Source organism: Streptomyces sp. NPDC127100, from assembly GCF_042724095.1.
Lineage (GTDB): Bacteria > Actinomycetota > Actinomycetes > Streptomycetales > Streptomycetaceae > Streptomyces.
Map to the genome: position 1 here is coordinate 27,657 of NZ_JBHXFL010000041.1, position 18,941 is coordinate 46,597.

At 71.2% G+C, this 18,941-nt stretch carries 3 protein-coding genes; all 3 read left to right on the forward strand.

Annotation, left to right across the window (positions count from 1 at the left end; all coding sequences use genetic code 11):
• The first annotated feature begins 138 nt into the window (after positions 1 to 138).
• From ACFWJB_RS28390 to ACFWJB_RS28400, 3 genes are read left to right on the forward strand one after another with little or no spacing between them, the layout of a single operon-like run.
• Positions 139 to 6,882, forward strand: a complete 6,744-nt coding sequence (locus ACFWJB_RS28390) for an amino acid adenylation domain-containing protein (RefSeq protein WP_386925719.1) — start codon at positions 139 to 141, stop codon at positions 6,880 to 6,882.
• Between the two features lie 48 nt (positions 6,883 to 6,930).
• Positions 6,931 to 14,808 (forward strand): amino acid adenylation domain-containing protein, encoded by a 7,878-nt coding sequence (locus ACFWJB_RS28395; protein ID WP_386925721.1) that lies wholly within the window; start codon positions 6,931 to 6,933, stop codon positions 14,806 to 14,808.
• Entirely contained in the window at positions 14,805 to 18,794 is a 3,990-nt protein-coding gene (locus ACFWJB_RS28400) for an amino acid adenylation domain-containing protein (protein WP_386925723.1), read from the forward strand. Before ACFWJB_RS28395 ends, ACFWJB_RS28400 begins: the two co-directional genes overlap by 4 nt.
• Positions 18,795 to 18,941 lie beyond the last annotated feature (147 nt).

Sequence of the window (18,941 nt, forward strand, 5' to 3'; positions counted from 1 at the left end):
GTCTCAGGGGCAGAAGTGTCCACGTCGCGCGGGCAGAAGTAACCAGTTATCTCTCCAAGATCGCTCTGCGAGCATCGGATTCGACTGAGTTTCCGAGGGGTTTTCGCACACGGTCGACGACGAGGAACTGGTGGACACATGACGACGAATCCGATGACGGCCTCGGCCCCCGGACAGATGGCCGACCAGGGCGGTTTCTCCCCGGCCGAGGCCCGCGTCGCCGCGGTGTGGAATGCGGTGACCGGCACCGAGGTGGCCACGGCCGAGGACGAATTCTTCCGGCTGGGCGGAACCCGCTCGCAGGCCACGGAAATGGCGCGCCGCATCGCGGAGGAATTCGGTTCGGAATTCGGCGCGGAACCGCTGCCCGAGCCGTTGACGGTGCGGGCGGTGGCGTCGTTCCTCGCGGAGGAGGCCCTGCTGAGGGCCCGCCGGCTGTTCGAGTCGTCCGGATTCGACGCCGTGGACGCGGCGGACGCCATGGGCGCCCTGGTGGCGGCCGCGGCCCCGGACGACGCTCCGGTCATACCCCGCGCGCCCCGGGACGGGCGTCCGCTGCCGCTGTCGTTCGCCCAGCGGCGGCTGTGGTTCCTGGACCAGTTGGAGCCCGGCCGGGCCGAATACCTGATCCCCATGGGACTGCGCATCCGCGGCCCCCTGGTCGTCCCGGCGCTGCGCGCGGCCCTGTCGGAACTGGTGGCCCGGCACGAGGTGCTGCGCACCCGCTTCGTCAACGGGGCCGACGGTGATCCCGGTCAGGTCGTCGACCCGCCCCGGCCGCTGCCCCTCGCCGTGCACGACCTGCGAGCCGTCGCCGGGGACCGAGCGCGCGAAGAGGCGGCCACCGCGCTCATGGACACCGAGGGCTTCCGCCCGATGGACCTCGGCACCGGCCCGGTCGTACGCGCACTGCTGATCCGGCTGGCCGACGACGAGCACCTCCTGTCGCTGACGGTGCACCACATCGCCTTCGACGGCTGGTCGGCCGGGGTGCTGTCCCGGGAGCTGACCGAGCTGTACGGCGCGCGGACCGCGGACCGGGCACCCGGCCTGGCCGAACCGCCGCTCCAGTACGCCGACTTCGCGGTCTGGCAGCGCCAGTGGTTCACCGGGGACGTGCTGGCGGAGCAACTGGGCTACTGGCGCGACCGGCTGGCCGGCCTCGAACCGCTGGAACTGCCCACCGACCGCCGGCGTCCGGCGCGCCACAGCGGCAAGGGCGCCATGCTCACCTTCCGGGTGCCCGCGGAGACCGCCGACGGTGCCCGCAGGCTCTCCCGGGAGACCGGCGCGAGCCTGTTCATGACCCTGCTGGCGGTCTTCCAGACGGTGCTGTCGCGCTACAGCGGTCAGGAGGACATCGCGGTCGGCACCCCGATCGCCGGCCGCAACCGGGCCGAGATCGAGAACATGGTCGGCTTCTTCGTCAACACCCTGGTCATGCGGACCGACCTGTCCGGCGACCCGACGTTCACCGAGCTGCTGGCCCGCGTCAAGGACACCGCGCTCGGCGCCTACGACCACCAGGACCTGCCCTTCGAACGCCTCGTGGAGGAGCTGGCGCCGCAGCGGGACCTGTCGCGCAATCCCCTGTTCCAGACGATGTTCGTCCTCCAGAACACCCCCGACAGCCGGTCGTGGGAACTGCCCGGCCTGACCGTGCGACAGCTCGAGGTGTCCGCCCAGGACTCCAAGTTCGACTTCACCTTCTACGCCACCGAGGCCGCCGACGGCGCCCTGGACGGCACCGTCGTGTACTCCACCGACCTGTTCGACGAGGCCACGATGGTGCGGCTCGCCGGGCACTTCGAGACGCTGCTGGCCGCCGCCTGCGCCGCCCCGGACACCCGGCTGTCCGAGCTGGAGATGCTGACCGCCGACGAGCGCCGGACGATCCTGGGCGAGTGGAACGGCCCCGACACCGACGTCCCGGACCCCCTGACGGTGACCCGGCTGATCGAGGAGCGGGCCGCGCGCCGGCCGGACGCGCCGGCCGTGACGTGCGGCACCGACCGGCTCACCTACCGGCAGCTCGACGAGCGGGCCGAGTGGATCGCCGGCCGGCTGCGCGAGCGAGGCGCCGGGCCGGGCACCCTGGTGGCGGTCTGCCTGGACCGCGGCACGGACATGGTGTGCGCGCTGCTCGGCATCCACAAGTCGGGCGCGGCGTACGTGCCGCTGGATCCGGCGTACCCCACCGACCGGCTCGCCTACATGGTCGAGGACAGCGGCGCCCCGCTGATCGTCACCCGGTCCGCGCACACCGGCCGCCTGCCCGCCCACACGCCGGCACTGCTGCTGGACGGCTCCTGGGAACAGCGGCCGCCCACCGCATGCGCCGGTCCGGCGGCGCAGGCCGGCCCGGACGACGTGGCCTACGTCATCTACACCAGTGGGTCCACCGGTCGCCCCAAGGGCGTCCAGATCACCCACGGCGCGCTGCGGGCACGGATGCGCGAGACGTGCCGCGAGCTGGAGCTCACCCCCGAGGACCGGGTCCTGCAGTTCGCGTCGATCGCGTTCGACTCGTCGGTGGGGCAGATCTTCGCCCCGCTCGTCTCGGGCGCCGCTCTGGTACTGCGCGACGACGCCTGGGACCCGGGCCGGCTGGCGGCGGCGCTGCGCGAGCACCGGGTCACGGTGGCATGGCTCACCCCGTCGGCGTTCGGCGCGCTGGCCGCCGACCTGGACGGGCCGGACACGCTCGGCCCGGAACTGCGGCTGGTCCGGCTCGGCGGCGAGGCACTCCAGCGGGAGCAGGTCCGGGAGTGGTTCCGGCACTGCTCGGTGCCCCTGGTCAACGGCTACGGGCCCACGGAGGCCGCACAGGAGGCGACGACCGCCAGGATCACCGGGCCCGTCGACCGGGTGCCGATCGGCCGGCCGGTCGCCAACGCGAAGGTCTTCGTGGTCGACCGCCACGGCCGGCCGGTACCCGTGGGAGTACCGGGCGAGATGTGGATCGGCTGCCCCGGACTGGCCCGCGGCTACCTCGGCCGGCCCGAGCTGACCGACGAGAAGTTCACCGTCGTGGACGTGGACGGCACACTCCGGCGCGTCTACCGCACCGGGGACCGTGCCCGATGGCTGCCGGACGGGCGGCTGGAGTTCACGGGCCGCGCGGACAACCAGGTCAAGCTGCGTGGCTACCGCGTCGAACTCGGCGAGATCGAGACCGCGCTGCTCTCCCACCCCGCCGTCGCCGGTGCCACCGTCGTACTGCGCGAGGACGTCCCCGGAGCGCAGGGGCTGGTGGCCTACGTGGTGCCCGTGGGCCCCCTCGACACGAGCGCGCTGCGCGCCCACCTCCGGCGCGACCTGCCGGACTACATGGTGCCGGCGGCCTTCGTGCCGCTGGAGCGCATACCCCTCACCCCGAACGGCAAGACCGACCGCAGGGCACTCCCCGCCCCCGCCTTCGACCGGTCCGGACTGGGCGCCGTGTACACCGCGCCGCGCACGGACGCCGAACGCACGGTGGCCGAGGTGTGGTCCGAGGTGCTGGGCGTCGACCGGATCGGCGTGCACGACGACTTCTTCGCGCTGGGCGGGCACTCGCTGCTGGCCACCCAGGTCGTGTCGCGGCTGCGCCGGCGGCTCGGTGCCGACGTCCCCGTGCGCACGCTGTTCAGCGCACCGACCCCGGCGCTGCTGGCCGAGGCCGTGACGGAGCTGGACGGCACCGCCGCGGACCGCATCCCGTCGGCGCCGCGCGACAGCGGTCCGCCGCCGCTCAGCTTCGCGCAGCAGCGGCTGTGGTTCCTGGACCAGCTGGATCCGGGCCGGGCCGAGTACCTGCTGCCCTTCGCCTTCCGCCTCCGTGGCCCGCTGGACGTGGACGCCCTGAACGCCGCGTTCACCGCGGTGGTGGCACGCCACGAGATCCTGCGCACCCGGTTCGGCACGGACGCGGCGGGCGCGCCGGTGCAGCTGATCGACGGGCCACGGCCGGTGCGGATGCTGGTACGGGACCTGCGCGGAGTCGACGACGCCACCGGCCGCGAGGACGCCCTGGCGGAAGTGCTGCGCGAGGACGGACTGCGGCCGGTCGACCTCGGCACCGGACCGATGCTGCGCGCGCTGCTGGTGCGGCTGACCGACGAGGAGTGCGTCCTGGCGGTCACCGTGCACCACATCGCCTTCGACGGCTGGTCGGTGGGCGTGCTGGTGCGCGAGCTGTCCGACCGGTACGCGGAAGCCCTCCCGGGCCGGGCCGGCACGTCCGGGGCCGGGCCGCTGAGGGTGCAGTACGCCGACTACGCGGTGTGGCAGCGCACCTGGCTCTCCGGCGCACCGCTGGAGCGCCAACTCGCCTACTGGACCGAGCGCCTGGACGGCCTGGAGCCGCTGGAGCTGCCGACCGACCACGCCCGGCCGGCGGAGCGCGGCGGCCACGGCGAGGCGGTCAGGTTCTCGGTGCCCGCCGAGGTGGCCGCCCGTGCCCGCGAGGTGTCCGCCGAGAGCGGCGCGAGCCTGTTCATGACCCTGCTGGCGGTCTTCCAGCTGCTGCTGGCCCGCTACAGCGGGCAACGGGACATCGCCGTCGGCACCCCGATCGCCGGCCGCAACCGCGCCGAGACCGAGGACCTGATCGGCTTCTTCGTCAACACCCTGGTCATGCGCACCGACCTGTCCGGCGACCCGGCCTTCACCGAGCTGCTGGCCCGCGTCAAGGACACCGCCCTCGGCGCCTACGACCACCAGGACCTGCCCTTCGAACGCCTCGTGGAGGAGCTCGCCCCCGACCGCGACCTGTCCCGCAACCCCCTGTTCCAGACCCTGTTCGCGCTGCAGAACGCACCGGGCACGGACGCCTGGAACCTGCCGGGCCTGTCCGCCGAACCCGTCGAGACCCCGGTGCGCAACGCCAAGTTCGACCTGTCGATGTACCTCGCGGAGGCGGCGGACGGCACGCTGGAGGGCGCCGTCGTCTACGCCGACGACCTGTTCACCGAGGACACCGCGCGCCGCCTGGCCGCCCACTTCACCAACCTGCTGGCCGCGGCCACGGCCCGCCCGCACAGCACGCTGTCCGAGATCGAGATGCTCGACGCGGGCGAACGGCACCGCCTCCTCACCGAGTGGAACGACACCGCCGCGCCCGTCCCGGCGGCGACCCTGCACGGACTCTTCGAACAGCGGGCGGCACAGGACCCGGACGCCGTGGCCCTCGTGTGCGGCACCGAGACCCTGACCTACCGCCAGCTCGACGAACGGGCCAACCGCCTCGCCCACCGGCTGCGCGCCGTGCCGGGCATCGGACCGGACGTACCCGTGGGCGTCTGCCTGGAACGCTCGCCCGCCATGGTGTGGACGCTGCTCGGCATCCTCAAGGCCGGCGCCGCCTACGTGCCGCTCGACCCGGAACACCCGGCGGAGCGGCTGGCGTACCTGGTGGCGGACTCCGGCGCGCCGCTGATCGTCACCGACACGGCGCACACCGCCCTGCTGCCCGAGGGCCCGGACCTGCTGGCCGTGGACCGGCCCGCCGACCTGCCGCACACCCTCCCCACGGACACGCCGGAACCCGTCGCGGAACCCGGCGACCTCTGCTACCTGATCTACACCAGCGGCTCCACGGGCCGCCCCAAGGGCGTCCGCATCGAACACCGCGGAGTGGTCAACTACCTGGCCGGCATGCAGGACGCCTTCCCGCTCGCCGAGGGCGAGGGGTTCCTCCAGGCGACGCCGCTGTCCTTCGACGTCTCGGCGTACGAGATCTTCTGGCCCCTGTGGCAGGGCGCCACGGTCGTGCTCGTGCCCGGCTCCGACCGGCTCGACATGACCGAGGTGTCCCGCCTGATGCGCGCCCACCGCGTGGTCGGCCTCCACTTCGTGCCGAGCCTGCTGGACCTGTTCGTCTCCGGTGTCCGGCCCGGCGACTGCACGCACCTGCGGTACGCCTTCGCCAGCGGCGAGCCGCTCCAGCCGACGCTGGTCGGCCGGTTCACCGAACGCTTCCCCGGCGACCTCGTCAACCTGTACGGCGCCACCGAGGTCTCGGTGGACACGACGTACTGGCGGGCTTCGCGCACGAACCCGGCCGGACCGGTCCGCGCGGGCCGGCCCATGGTCAACCAGACCGTCTACGTCCTGGACCCGGACCGCCGTCCCGTACCCGCGGGCGTGCTCGGCGAGGTGTACCTCGGCGGCGACAGCGTCGGACGCGGATACCACCGGCGGCCCGAGCTGACAGCCGAGCGCTTCGTCCCCGACCCGTTCCGCGGCGGCCTGATGTACCGCACGGGCGACCTCGGCCGGTTCACCGCGGACGGCGAACTCGACCTGCTGGGACGCATCGACCGGCAGGTGAAGCTGCGCGGCGTCCGGGTCGAACTGGGCGAGATCGAGGCGACACTGCTCACCCACGACGCGGTGGGGGTCTGCGCGGTGGTCGTCCGCGAGGACACGCCCGGCGACAAGCGGCTGGCCGCCTACTGCGTGCCCGCGCCCGGTGCCACCGTGGACGTCGGCGAGCTGCGCGAATGGGCCGCGGAACGCCTGCCGCGCGCCATGATGCCGTCCGCCTTCGCCGTCCTCCCGGAACTGCCGCTCAACCGGAACGGCAAGGTCGACCACGCGGCACTGCCGGCCCTCGGGAGCGACGGCGACACCACCGCCGGATACAGCGCGCCGGGGGACGAGATCGAGGCGGAGCTCGCGGGCATCATGGCCGCCGTGCTCGGCGTCGAACGCGTCGGAGTCCACGACGGGTTCTTCGACGCCGGCGGGCACTCCCTGCTCGCCATCCAGCTCGTCAACCAGGTGGAGGCGGCGACCGGAGTACGCATCGGTCTGCGGCGCCTCTTCCAGTCGCCCACCGTCATCGGCATCAAGCGACAGCTCATCGAATCGTTCGACGCGCAGGAACAGGATTCCTGAACCAGCGGCCCACTGCCCACGCGACAAGACGGAAGAGGACGGAACATCATGGGCGAGAACTCGGTCGAGGCACGGCTGCTGTCCCGCATGCGGCGGCGCGCGGCAGCGGCCCGGATCGTACGCGCTGACCGGAAGGCCGCACCGCTGCCGCTGTCGTTCGCGCAGCAGCGGCTGTGGTTCCTGGACCGGCTGACGCCGGACAGCGCGGACTACCTGGTGCCGACGGTGCTGCGGGTGCGCGGCGCACTGGACGTCGCCGCCCTGGGCACCGCCCTGTCGGGTCTGGTGGCCCGGCACGAGGTGCTGCGGACGGCGTTTCCGGCGGACGACGACGGCACACCGAGGCAGGTGATCACCGCACCCTGGCCTGTGGATGTCACGGTCCACGACCTGCGGACCGAGGCGGACGCGGAGGCCCGCGCGGGCGAGGTGCTGCGCGCCGAGGCCACACGGCCGTTCGACCTGGACGCCGGCCGTCTCCTGCGGGCCGACGTGGTGCGGCTCGCGGACGACGACCAGTACCTGCTGCTGGCGTTGCACCACATCGTGTCGGACGGCTGGTCGTCCGGCATCCTGGCGCGCGAACTGCGCGAACTCTACGCGGCCGCCGTCGCCGGACACGAGGCGTCGCTGCCCGAACTGCCGATCCAGTACGCGGACTTCGCCGTCTGGCAGCGGGAGCAGCTCAGCGGCGAGTCCGTGGAGCGGCAGCTGGCGTACTGGCGCGAGCGCCTCGCCGGGGTCGCGCCGCTCGAGCTCCCCACCGACCACCAGCGCCCGGCGCTGCCGAGCGGCGGCGGTGACGTGGTGACCTTCTCGGTGCCGTCGGAGGTGACGGAGGCGCTGCGGGCGGCGGCGAGCGGGCAGGGCGCGAGCCTGTTCATGGCGTTGCTGTCCGTGTTCCAGATCGTCCTGGCCCGCTACTGCCGTCAGGACGACATCGCGGTCGGCACCCCGATCGCCGGCCGCAACCGGGCCGAGACCGAGGACCTGATCGGCTTCTTCGTCAACACCCTCGTCATGCGCACGGACCTGTCCGGCGACCCGACGTTCACCGAGTTGCTGGACCGTGTCAAGGACACCGCCCTGGGCGCCTACGACCACCAGGACCTGCCCTTCGAACGCCTGGTGGAGGAACTGGCCCCCGAGCGGGACCCGTCCCGCAACCCGATCTTCCAGACGATGCTCGTCCTCCAGGCGCCCCAGAGCGCGGAGGCCCGGACCTGGGAGCTGACGGGCACGCGGATCGAGCCGGCCGAGATCGAGCGGGGCGTCGCCAAGTTCGACCTGACGCTCACGGCGGTCGAGTCGCCGGACGGCCTGCGCGCGGCCCTGGAGTACCGGACGGATCTGTTCGAGCGGGCGACGATCGAGCGGTTGGCGGGCCACTTCGTGACGCTGGCCGCGTCGGTGGCGGTTGCGCCGGGGGCGCGTCTGTCCGAGCTGAACATGCTGACGGCGGGGGAGCGGCGGGAGATCCTGGTCGACTGGAACGGTGTCACGGGTCCGTATCCGGACACCGCGACGATCCACCGGCTCATCGAGGACCAGGTGGCCGCGGACCCGGACGCGGTCGCCGTGACGCTGGGCGACCACCGCTGGACCTTCGGGGAGGTGAACGCGCGGGCGAACCGGCTGGCGCATCACCTGCGCGGCACCGGGATCCGGCCGGACACGCTGATCGCCGTCTGCCTGGAGCGGTCACCCGACCTCATCGCCACCCTGCTGGGGATTCTGAAGGCGGGTGCCGCGTTCGTTCCCCTCGACCCGGAGTATCCCGCCGACCGCATCGCCTACATGGTCGAGGACGCGGACGCTCCGCTGATCATCACCAGTACCGCTCTCGACCAGCGTCTTCCGGAAGGGCTCCCGCGGCTGCTGGTGGACACGCAGTGGCCGACCGGCCCGGAGGACAACCCGGAGCCTGTGGCTTCGCCGGATGATCTGGCGTATGTGATCTACACGTCGGGGTCGACAGGCAGGCCGAAGGGTGTGGCGCTGGAGCACCGGGGGGTGGTCAACTACCTGCACTGGTGCGACCTGAACTACCCGGCACACATCCCCGGCGGGGTCGGCAGTGTTCTGTATTCGTCGGTGACGTTCGATCTGACGATCACGGCGTTGTTCCTGCCGTTGATCCAGGGCCAGCGGCTTGCGATCCCGGTGGTCGGGCCGGATCAGACGGCGTTCGACGCGGCGATCGACCTGATCTGCACGAACACCCCGATCAGTTTCCTGAAGGCGACCCCGTCGCATCTGGAGGTCCTGGCCGCGCACCTGGAGTCGCGTGGTGCCCGCCATCACATCACCACCATCGTCGCCGGCGGTGAGAACCTCACCCCGCAGCTCGTCGCCCGCCTGCTGGACGCCAGCAGCACGCAGACGACGATCAGCAACGAGTACGGGGCGACCGAGGGCTCGGTGGCGAACGTGATGAGCCTGACGACCGTGCCCGACCCGCACGGCGGCACCACCACCCTGGGCCGGCCCATCACCAACACCACCGCCTACGTCCTGGACCACCACAACCAGCCCGCACCTGTCGGCATCCCCGGCCACGCCCTGCTGGGTGGTATCTGCCTGGCCCGGCACTACCACCGGCGGCCCGAGCTGACCGCACAGCGCTTCACGCCCAACCCCCTCACCCCGCCGCAGCCCGACCCTCGCGTCTACCACACCGGGGACCTGGTCAAGTGGCGGGCCGACGGCACGATGGAGTTCATCGGCCGCATCGACAACCAGGTCAAGCTCCGCGGCTACCGCATCGAACTCGGCGAGATCGAGGCCGCCCTCGCCACCCACCCCCACCTCCACGCCACCGCCGTCACCGTCCGCGAGGACACCCCCGGCAACAAGCAGCTCACCGCCTACCTCGTTCCCACCCCCGGACACGCACCCACCGCCGGCGAACTGCGCACCCACCTCCAGCAGCAGCTGCCCGACTACATGGTCCCGACCACCTACGTCACCCTCGAACAGCTTCCGCTCACGCCGAACGGCAAGGTCGACACCAAGGCCCTGCCCGCCCCCGACCACCACCGGCCCGACCTCGCCACCACCTACACCCCACCCCGCAACTCGACCGAGCAGACCATCACCGGCGTCTGGACCGACGTCCTCGGCATCGACACCATCGGCATCCACGACAACTTCTTCGAACTCGGCGGGCATTCACTGCTCGCGACGCAGGTGACGTCGCGTCTGCGTCAGCGGCTCGGAGTCGACGTCCCCGTGCGGGCCCTCTTCACGTCGCCCACGGTGGCGAGACTGGCCGCGGCCGTCCGCGAACTGGAGACGGCCGACGAAGCGCCGCTGGCTCCGGCCGACCGCGAAAGCGGTCCGTTGCCGCTGTCGTTCGCGCAGCAGCGGCTGTGGTTCCTGGACCAGTTGACGCCTGGCAGCGCCGAATACCTCGTGCCGTTCGGGCTGCGGGTGCGGGGCAAGCTCGATGTCGGTGCCCTGGGAGCGGCGTTCACCGGCCTGGTCACCCGGCACGAGGTGCTGCGCACCCGGTTCGTCACGGACGGCTCGGGCCGTCCCGCGCAGGTGGTGGACGCCCCGTGGGTGGTCACTCCGGTGGTGCACGACGTCCGGGCCCTCCCGGCGGCCGACAGGGAGCAGGCGGCGTCGGACATCATGGCGACGGAGGCCCGCAGACCGTTCGAGCTGGACGGCGGTCGGCTCCTGCGCGTGGACGTGGTGCGTGTCGCCGACGATGACCAGTTCGTACTGCTGACGATGCATCACATCGTTTCGGACGGCTGGTCGTCCGGCATCCTGGCGCGCGAACTGCGCGAACTGTACGCGGCCACCCTCGCCGGACGCGGGGCGTCGCTGCCCGAGCTCCCCGTCCAGTACGCGGACTTCGCCGTCTGGCAGCGGGAGCAGCTCAGTGGCGAGTTCCTGGAAAGTCAGCTGGCGTACTGGCGCGAGCGCCTCGCGGGAGTGACGACCCTGGAGCTGCCGACCGATCACGGGCGGCCGGCCGAGAGGGAGGGCGCCGAGGGCGACACCGTGTACTTCTCGGTGCCGTCGGAGGTGACGGAGGCGCTGCGGGCGGCGGCGAGCGGGCAGGGCGCGAGCCTGTTCATGGCGTTGCTGTCCCTGTTCCAGATCGTCCTGGCCCGCTACTGCCGTCAGGACGACATCGCGGTCGGCACCCCGATCGCCGGCCGCAACCGCGCCGAGACCGAGGACCTGATCGGCTTCTTCGTCAACACCCTCGTCCTGCGCACGGACCTGTCCGGCGACCCGGCCTTCACCGAGCTGCTGGACCGTGTCAAGGACACCGCCCTGGGCGCCTACGACCACCAGGACCTGCCTTTCGAACGCCTCGTCGACGAGCTCGCCCCGGGCCGGGACCTGTCCCGCAACCCGCTCTTCCAGACCCTGTTCGTCTTCCAGAACACACCGGACGGCGACGCGTGGAGCCTGCCCGGTCTGACGGTCGAGCAGGTCGGTGTGGGAGGCCAGGACGCCAAGTTCGATCTCCAGCTGACCGCGACCGAGTCGGCCGGCGAGCTGCTGGCGGCCCTGGAGTTCCGGACGGATCTGTTCGAGCGGGCGACGATCGAGCGGTTGGCGGGCCACTTCGTGACGCTGGCCGCGTCGGTGGCGGCCGCGCCGGGGGCGCGTCTGTCCGAGCTGAACATGCTGACGGCGGGGGAGCGGCGGGAGATCCTGGTCGACTGGAACGGTGTCTCGGGTCCGTATCCGGACACCGCGACGATCCACCGGCTCATCGAGGACCAGGTGGCCGCGGACCCGGACGCGGTGGCCGTGGCCTTCGGAGACCGTTGCTGGACCTTCGGGGAGGTGAACGCGCGGGCGAACCGGCTGGCGCATCACCTGCGCGGCACTGGTGTCACGCCGGACACGCTGATCGCCGTCTGCCTGGAGCGGTCACCCGACCTCATCGCCACCCTGCTGGGGATTCTGAAGGCGGGTGCCGCGTTCGTTCCCCTCGACCCGGAGTATCCCGCCGACCGCATCGCCTACATGGTCGAGGACGCGGACGCTCCGCTGATCATCACCAGTACCGCTCTCGACCAGCGTCTTCCGGAAGGGCTCCCGCGGCTGCTGGTGGACACGCAGTGGCCGACCGGCCCGGAGGACAACCCGGAGCCTGTGGCTTCGCCGGATGATCTGGCGTATGTGATCTACACGTCGGGTTCGACGGGCAGGCCGAAGGGTGTGGCGCTGGAGCACCGGGGGGTGGTCAACTACCTGCACTGGTGCGACCGGAACTACCCGGCACACATCCCGGGGGGCATCGGTTCGGTCCTGTATTCGTCGGTGACGTTCGATCTGACGATCACGGCGTTGTTCCTGCCGCTGATCCAGGGCCAGCAGCTTGCGATCCCGGTGGTCGGGCCGGATCAGACGGCGTTCGACGCGGCGATCGACCTGATCTGCACGAACACCCCGATCAGTTTCCTGAAGGCGACCCCCTCGCACCTGGAGGTCCTGGCCGCGCACCTGGAAGCGCGCGGTGCCCGCCATCACATCACCACCATCGTCGCCGGCGGTGAGAACCTCACCCCGCAGCTGGTCGCCCGCCTGCTGGACGCCAGCAGCACGCAGACGACGATCAGCAACGAGTACGGGGCGACCGAGGGTTCGGTGGCGAACGTGATGAGCCTGACGACCGTGCCGGACCCGCACGGCGGCACCACCACCCTGGGCCGGCCCATCACCAACACCACCGCCTACGTCCTGGACCACCACAACCAGCCCGCGCCCGTCGGCATCCCCGGCCACGCCCTGCTGGGTGGTATCTGCCTGGCCCGGCACTACCACCGGCGGCCGGAGCTGACTGCACAGCGCTTCACGCCCAACCCCCTCACCCCGCCGCAGCCCGACCCTCGCGTCTACCACACCGGGGACCTGGTCAAATGGCGGGCGGACGGCACGATGGAGTTCATCGGCCGCATCGACAACCAGGTCAAGCTCCGCGGTTACCGCATCGAACTCGGCGAGATCGAGAACGCCCTCGCCACCCACCCCCACCTCCACGCCACCGCCGTCACCGTCCGCGAGGACACCCCGGGTAGTAAGCAGCTCGTCGCCTACGTCGTCCCCATCCCTGGTGCCACACCCGCGACCCATCAGCTCCGCACGCATCTCCAGCAGCAGTTGCCCGACTACATGGTCCCGAGTACCTACGTCACCCTCGAACAGCTTCCGCTCACGCCGAACGGCAAGGTCGACACCAAGGCCCTGCCCGCCCCCGACCATCACCGGCCCGACCTCGCCACCACCTACACCCCGCCCCGGACGGACGTCGAGCGCACCCTTGCCGCGGTCTGGTCCGAGATCCTCGGCGTCGACACCATCGGCATCCACGACAACTTCTTCGAACTCGGCGGGGATTCGATCATCAGCATCCAGATGATCGCCCGCGCCAAGAAGTTCGGTCTGCACCTCACGCCCCGGCTGATCTTCAAGAACCAGACGATCGCCGAGATCGCGGCCCACGCCGGTACGGCCACGCCGGTCGACGCGGAACAGGGCCGCGTGGTGGGCGAGGTTCCGCTGACGCCCATCCAGCACTGGTTCTTCGAGAAGGACCTGCCGGCGTTCGACCACTTCAACCAGGCCGAACTCCTGGTCACCGACGGGCTCGACGCCGACGTGCTGCGGCTCGCGCTGGCCGACCTGGTCGAGCACCACGACGCGCTGCGCCTGCGCTGCGCCGACGGGTCCGACGGCTGGCGCCAGTACCTGGACGAGATCGTGGACACCGGCGTCCTCGACGTGCACGACCTGTCCGGTGTCACGGACGAGTCCCTGATGTCGGTGTCGCTGGAGATCGCGGAGGAGACGCAGCGGAGCCTCGACCTGGCCAAGGGGCCGCTGCTGCGGGCCGCTCTGCTTGAGTCGGGACCCACGCGCGGGCAACGCCTGCTGATCGTCGTACACCACATGGCGGTCGACGGCGTGTCCTGGCGGATCCTGCTGGAGGACCTGGGCAGTTGCTACGAGCGGCGGGCCGCCGGGCTCGCGCCCCTGCTGCCGGCGAAGACGACGTCGTTCCGGTCGTGGGCACAGCGACTGCACGGCTTCGCCGACTCCGAACAGGCACGAGCCGAGTTCGCCTACTGGGCCGAGCCCAAGCCGGCCGGCCGGGTGCCGCGTGACCGGGACGGCCGCAACGACCTTGGCTCCGCCGCCGGTGTCGTGGCGAAGCTCGGCCCCGAGGAGACCCGTGCCCTGCTGCGGGACGTGCCGGGGGCCTTCAGCACCCAGATCAACGACGCGTTGCTCACCGCCCTGGCGCACGCCCTGCGGGACTGGACGGGGGACGACGAGACCCTGGTCGGTCTGGAGGGACACGGCCGTGAGGATCTGTTCCCCGACGTGGACCTGTCACGGACGGTGGGATGGTTCACGTCCGTCTTCCCCGTCACCCTGCGGCTGTCACCGGGAGCCACCAGTGCGGTGGACTCGCTCGACTCCGTCCGTGAGCAGCTGGCGCGAATCCCCAACAAGGGCGTCGGCTACGGCATCCTGCGCCATCTCGGTGCCCCGGACGTGGCGTCCGTACTGCGCCGGCAGCCCACTCCGGAAGTGAACTTCAACTACCTGGGGCAGTTCACCAGGGACCTGCCGGGCATCGGGCGGTACGCCGGCCCCGAGGAGCCCAAGGGCCACTCGATCAGCCCGGACGGCATGCGGTGGAACGTGCTGGACGTGACCGCCGCCGTCGAGGGCGACACGTTCGGCCTGTACATCAACTACTCGACCGCGCTGCACGACCGGCGCACCGTGGAGCACCTGGCCGACGGCATCCTCGGCCACCTGCGCGAGCTGATCGAAGGCAGCGCCGACGGAGCCGCCGACGCCCGCCGGGAGACCCCCGGTGTCCCCCTCACCGATGTCGGTGACGCCGACATGGCCGCGATCCTGAAGAGGTTCTCGATATGAGCGCGCACAACGTGGAAGACGTCTACGGACTCTCGCCCCTGCAGTTCGGCATGCTGTACCACTCGCTGGAGGACACCTCCGACACGCGCCCCTACATGGTGCAGATGACGGAGGAGGCCGAAGGGCCCTTCGACGAGACGCTGTTCGGCGCCGCATGGCAGCAGCTCGTCGACCGGCACTCGATCCTCCGCAGCGCCTTCGTGTGGGAGGGGGTGTCTGAGCCGGTCCAGGTGGTGCAGCGCAAGGCTGTCCTCCCCTTCGAGGTGAGGGATCTGCGCGGCCTGGCCGATCAGCGGGAACGGCTCGACGCCTTCCTGGCGGAGGACTGGGACCGAGGGTTCGACCTGTCACGGGCCCCGCTGGTCCGGGTCACCGTGCTGCGCATGTCGGAGGAACGCCGGATCGTCGTCTGGTCGTTCCACCACATCCTCCTCGACGGCTGGAGTGTGCAGATCCTCCAGAAGGAGCTGCTCGCCCTCTACCGCGCGCTGCTCGACGGCACTCCCGCCGGCCTTCCGCCGACCGTCCCGTACCGTCGGTACATCGAGTGGCTCAACTCTCGGCAGGACGACGGCTCCGCGGCGTTCTGGACCGACTACCTTGCGGGCGTCACCGAGCCCACCGCCCTGAACGTCGACCGGGACACCGGGGACACGGGAGTCGGCGAGTTCGAGGTGTGTGCCTCCCCGGAGTTGTTCGCGCGGGCCCGGGACTACGCCAAGTCCCAGCGCGTCACGATGAACACTCTGGTGCAGGGCCTGTGGTCGATCCTGCTCTCGCGGTACAGCCGGCGCGACGAGGTGCTGTTCGGCTCGACCATCTCGGGCCGCTCGATCGATCTGCCCGGCGTCGAGTCGATGATGGGCCTCTTCATCAACACGCTGCCGGTGCGCGGCCGGCTCACGGGCGACCTGATCGTCTCCGAGTGGCTGCGTGATCTCCAGGACGAGCAACTGGAGATGCGGCAGTGGGAGTACTGCCACCTGGTCGACGTGCAGAAACACAGCAGGATCCCGCGCGGCGAGCCGCTGTTCCGGTCCATCCTCGTCTTTGAGAACTACCCGGTGGTGCACAAGCCGTCGGACTTCCCCGAGGGACTGAGCCGACGCCTGGTGAACTGCGTGGAGCGCACCGGATACCCGCTGACTCTCGTCGTGTCGGCGGGCCGGGCCCTGGAGTTCCGCTTCGTCTACGACCGGAGCATGTTCGACGCGGAGACGATCGCACGCATGGCAGGCCACCTCGAGAGCCTGCTGGCCGCCGTGGTGGAAGCGCCCGCGGCCCGCATCGGTGATCTCAACATGCTGACGGCGGGGGAGCGGCGGGAGATCCTGGTCGACTGGAACGGTGTCACGGGTCCGTATCCGGACACGGCGACGATCCACCGGCTGATCGAGGACCGGGTGGCCGCCAGTCCCGACGCGGTCGCCGTGACGCTGGGCGACCACCGCTGGACCTACGCGGACATCAACGCCCGCGCGAACCGGCTCGCTCACCACCTGCGCGGCACCGGGATCCGGCCGGACACGCTGATCGCCGTCTGCCTGGAGCGGTCACCCGACCTCATCGCCACCCTGCTGGGCATCTTGAAGGCGGGTGCCGCGTTCGTTCCCCTCGATCCGGAGTATCCGGCCGACCGCATCGCGTACATGGTCGAGGACACCGGCACGCCGTTGATCATCACCAGTACCGCTCTGGTGAGCCGTCTGCCCGGCACGGTCGAGCGCCTGCTGGTGGACGCGCAGTGGCCGACCGGCCCGGAGGACAACCCGGAGCCTGTGGCTTCGCCGGATGATCTGGCGTATGTGATCTACACGTCGGGGTCGACGGGCCGGCCGAAGGGTGTGGCGCTGGAGCACCGTGGGGTGGTCAACTACCTGCACTGGTGCGACCGGAACTACCCGGCACACATCCCGGGGGGCATCGGTTCGGTCCTGTATTCGTCGGTGACGTTCGACCTGACGATCACGGCGTTGTTCCTGCCGCTGATCCAGGGCCAGCAGCTTGCGATCCCGGTGGTCGGGCCGGATCAGACGGCGTTCGACGCGGCGATCGACCTGATCTGCACGAACACCCCGATCAGTTTCCTGAAGGCGACCCCCTCGCACCTGGAGGTCCTGGCCGCGCACCTGGAAGCGCGCGGTGCCCGCCATCACATCACCACCATCGTCGCCGGCGGTGAGAACCTCACCCCGCAGCTCGTCGCCCGCCTGCTGGACGCCAGCAGCACCCACACCACGATCAGCAACGAGTACGGGGCGACCGAGGGCTCGGTGGCGAACGTGATGAGCCTGACGACCGTGCCGGACCCGCACGGCGGCACCACCACCCTGGGCCGGCCCATCACCAACACCACCGCCTACGTCCTGGACCACCACAACCAGCCCGCACCTGTCGGCATCCCCGGCCACGCCCTGCTGGGTGGTATCTGCCTGGCCCGGCACTACCACCGGCGGCCGGAGCTGACCGCACAGCGCTTCACCCCCAACCCCCTCACCCCGCCGCAGCCCGACCCTCGCGTCTACCACACCGGGGACCTGGTCAAGTGGCGGGCCGACGGCACGATGGAGTTCATCGGCCGTATCGACAACCAGGTCAAGCTCCGCGGCTACCGCATCGAACTCGGCGAGATCGAGAACGCCCTCGCCACCCACCCCCACCTCCACGCCACCGCCGTCACCGTCCGCGAGGACACCCCGGGTAGTAAGCAGCTCGTCGCCTACGTCGTCCCCATCCCTGGTGCCACACCCGCGACCCATCAGCTCCGCACCCACCTCCAGCAGCAGTTGCCCGACTACATGGTCCCGACCACCTACGTCACCCTCGAACAGCTTCCGCTCACGCCGAACGGCAAGGTCGACACCAAGGCCCTGCCCGCCCCCGACCACCACCGGCCCGACCTCGCCACCACCTACATCCCACCCCGCAACTCGACCGAGCAGACCATCACCGGCGTCTGGACCGACGTCCTCGGCATCGACACCATCGGCATCCACGACAACTTCTTCGAACTCGGCGGGCAGTCGATCAGCGCGGTGCGGGTGGTCGCGCGACTGCGGGACGCCGGTCTGGGCGTCGCCCTCCAGCAGATCGTGCGGCACCCGACGGTGGCCCAGCTGGCGTCCGCCCTGGACGTCCCGCAACCGGCGTCCTCCGGGCTGGTGGTGCCCCTGTCGTCCGTGATCGATCCCGAGCTGCCCGTCCTGTTCTGCGTACACCCGGGAGGAGGCAGCACCCACCCGTACCGGGTGCTCGCACGGAGCCTGGCGGGCGTCTTCACCGTGTACGGCATCCAGGCTCCGGGACTGGACCCGGCCGAGGCGCCGCTCGTCGGGATCGAATCGATCGCTGAGCGGTACTGGCGGGAGATCCGCACGGTGCAGCCCACGGGCCCGTGCACGATCCTCGGATGGTCGACGGGCGCCGTGATCGCGCACGCCATGGGCGTGGCCGCCCCGGAGGAGGTCACAGGCCTGTATCTGCTGGAGCCGGCGGTGACCGGCCACGACCAGCGGGACCGCTTCCAGCGGCACGCCGAGGTGTACCGCCGGGTCGACGCGTTGTGGCGCCGCGGCCAGAACGAGCGCGGGGCCGAGCGGGATGCCACGGCACAGGAGTTGCGGCGTATCGCGCCGGAGATGAACCTCGACCCGAACCTCGTCACGCTCGACGAGTGGCTGCCCTACGCGGTGCTGGAGGCCGAGGTGCGCTCGCTCGCGGCCTACCGGCCCGGACCCTCGGCGGCCAGGGCGACCCTGTTCGTCAGCGACACGGTGCGTGACGGCAGCGGGGACGAGGTGCCGGAAGCCCGGTACGTCGCCCACTGGCGCAGGCTGTACCCGGCCGGGCTGGCCCAGCGGGCGATGCCGGGCCGCCACATGGACATGGTCAGGGGTGACGAACAACTGCAGCTCGTGGTCTCCACGCTGCGGGAGGCCGTGCCGGCGGCCGCCACCGACCGGGAGGGGGAGCTGCTGCCGGTCTGACCTCCGAAGGCCGCCGAAGGCCGCCGGAACACTGGAGCCGGACAGAGGGGCGGGGCCCCCCCCGGGGGGGGGCCCCCGCCAGGGGCGGGTTAAAAAAAACGACCCCCCCCACACCCCACACCAACGCGGTGAGGGCGTGGGGGTGGT

Bases quoted from the DNA above. Each gene is read 5' to 3' on its own strand.
- ACFWJB_RS28390 (WP_386925719.1), top strand. From the start codon at position 139: ATGACGACGAATCCGATGACGGCCTCGGCCCCCGGACAGATGGCCGAC.
- ACFWJB_RS28395 (WP_386925721.1), top strand. From the start codon at position 6,931: ATGGGCGAGAACTCGGTCGAGGCACGGCTGCTGTCCCGCATGCGGCGG.
- ACFWJB_RS28400 (WP_386925723.1), top strand. From the start codon at position 14,805: ATGAGCGCGCACAACGTGGAAGACGTCTACGGACTCTCGCCCCTGCAG.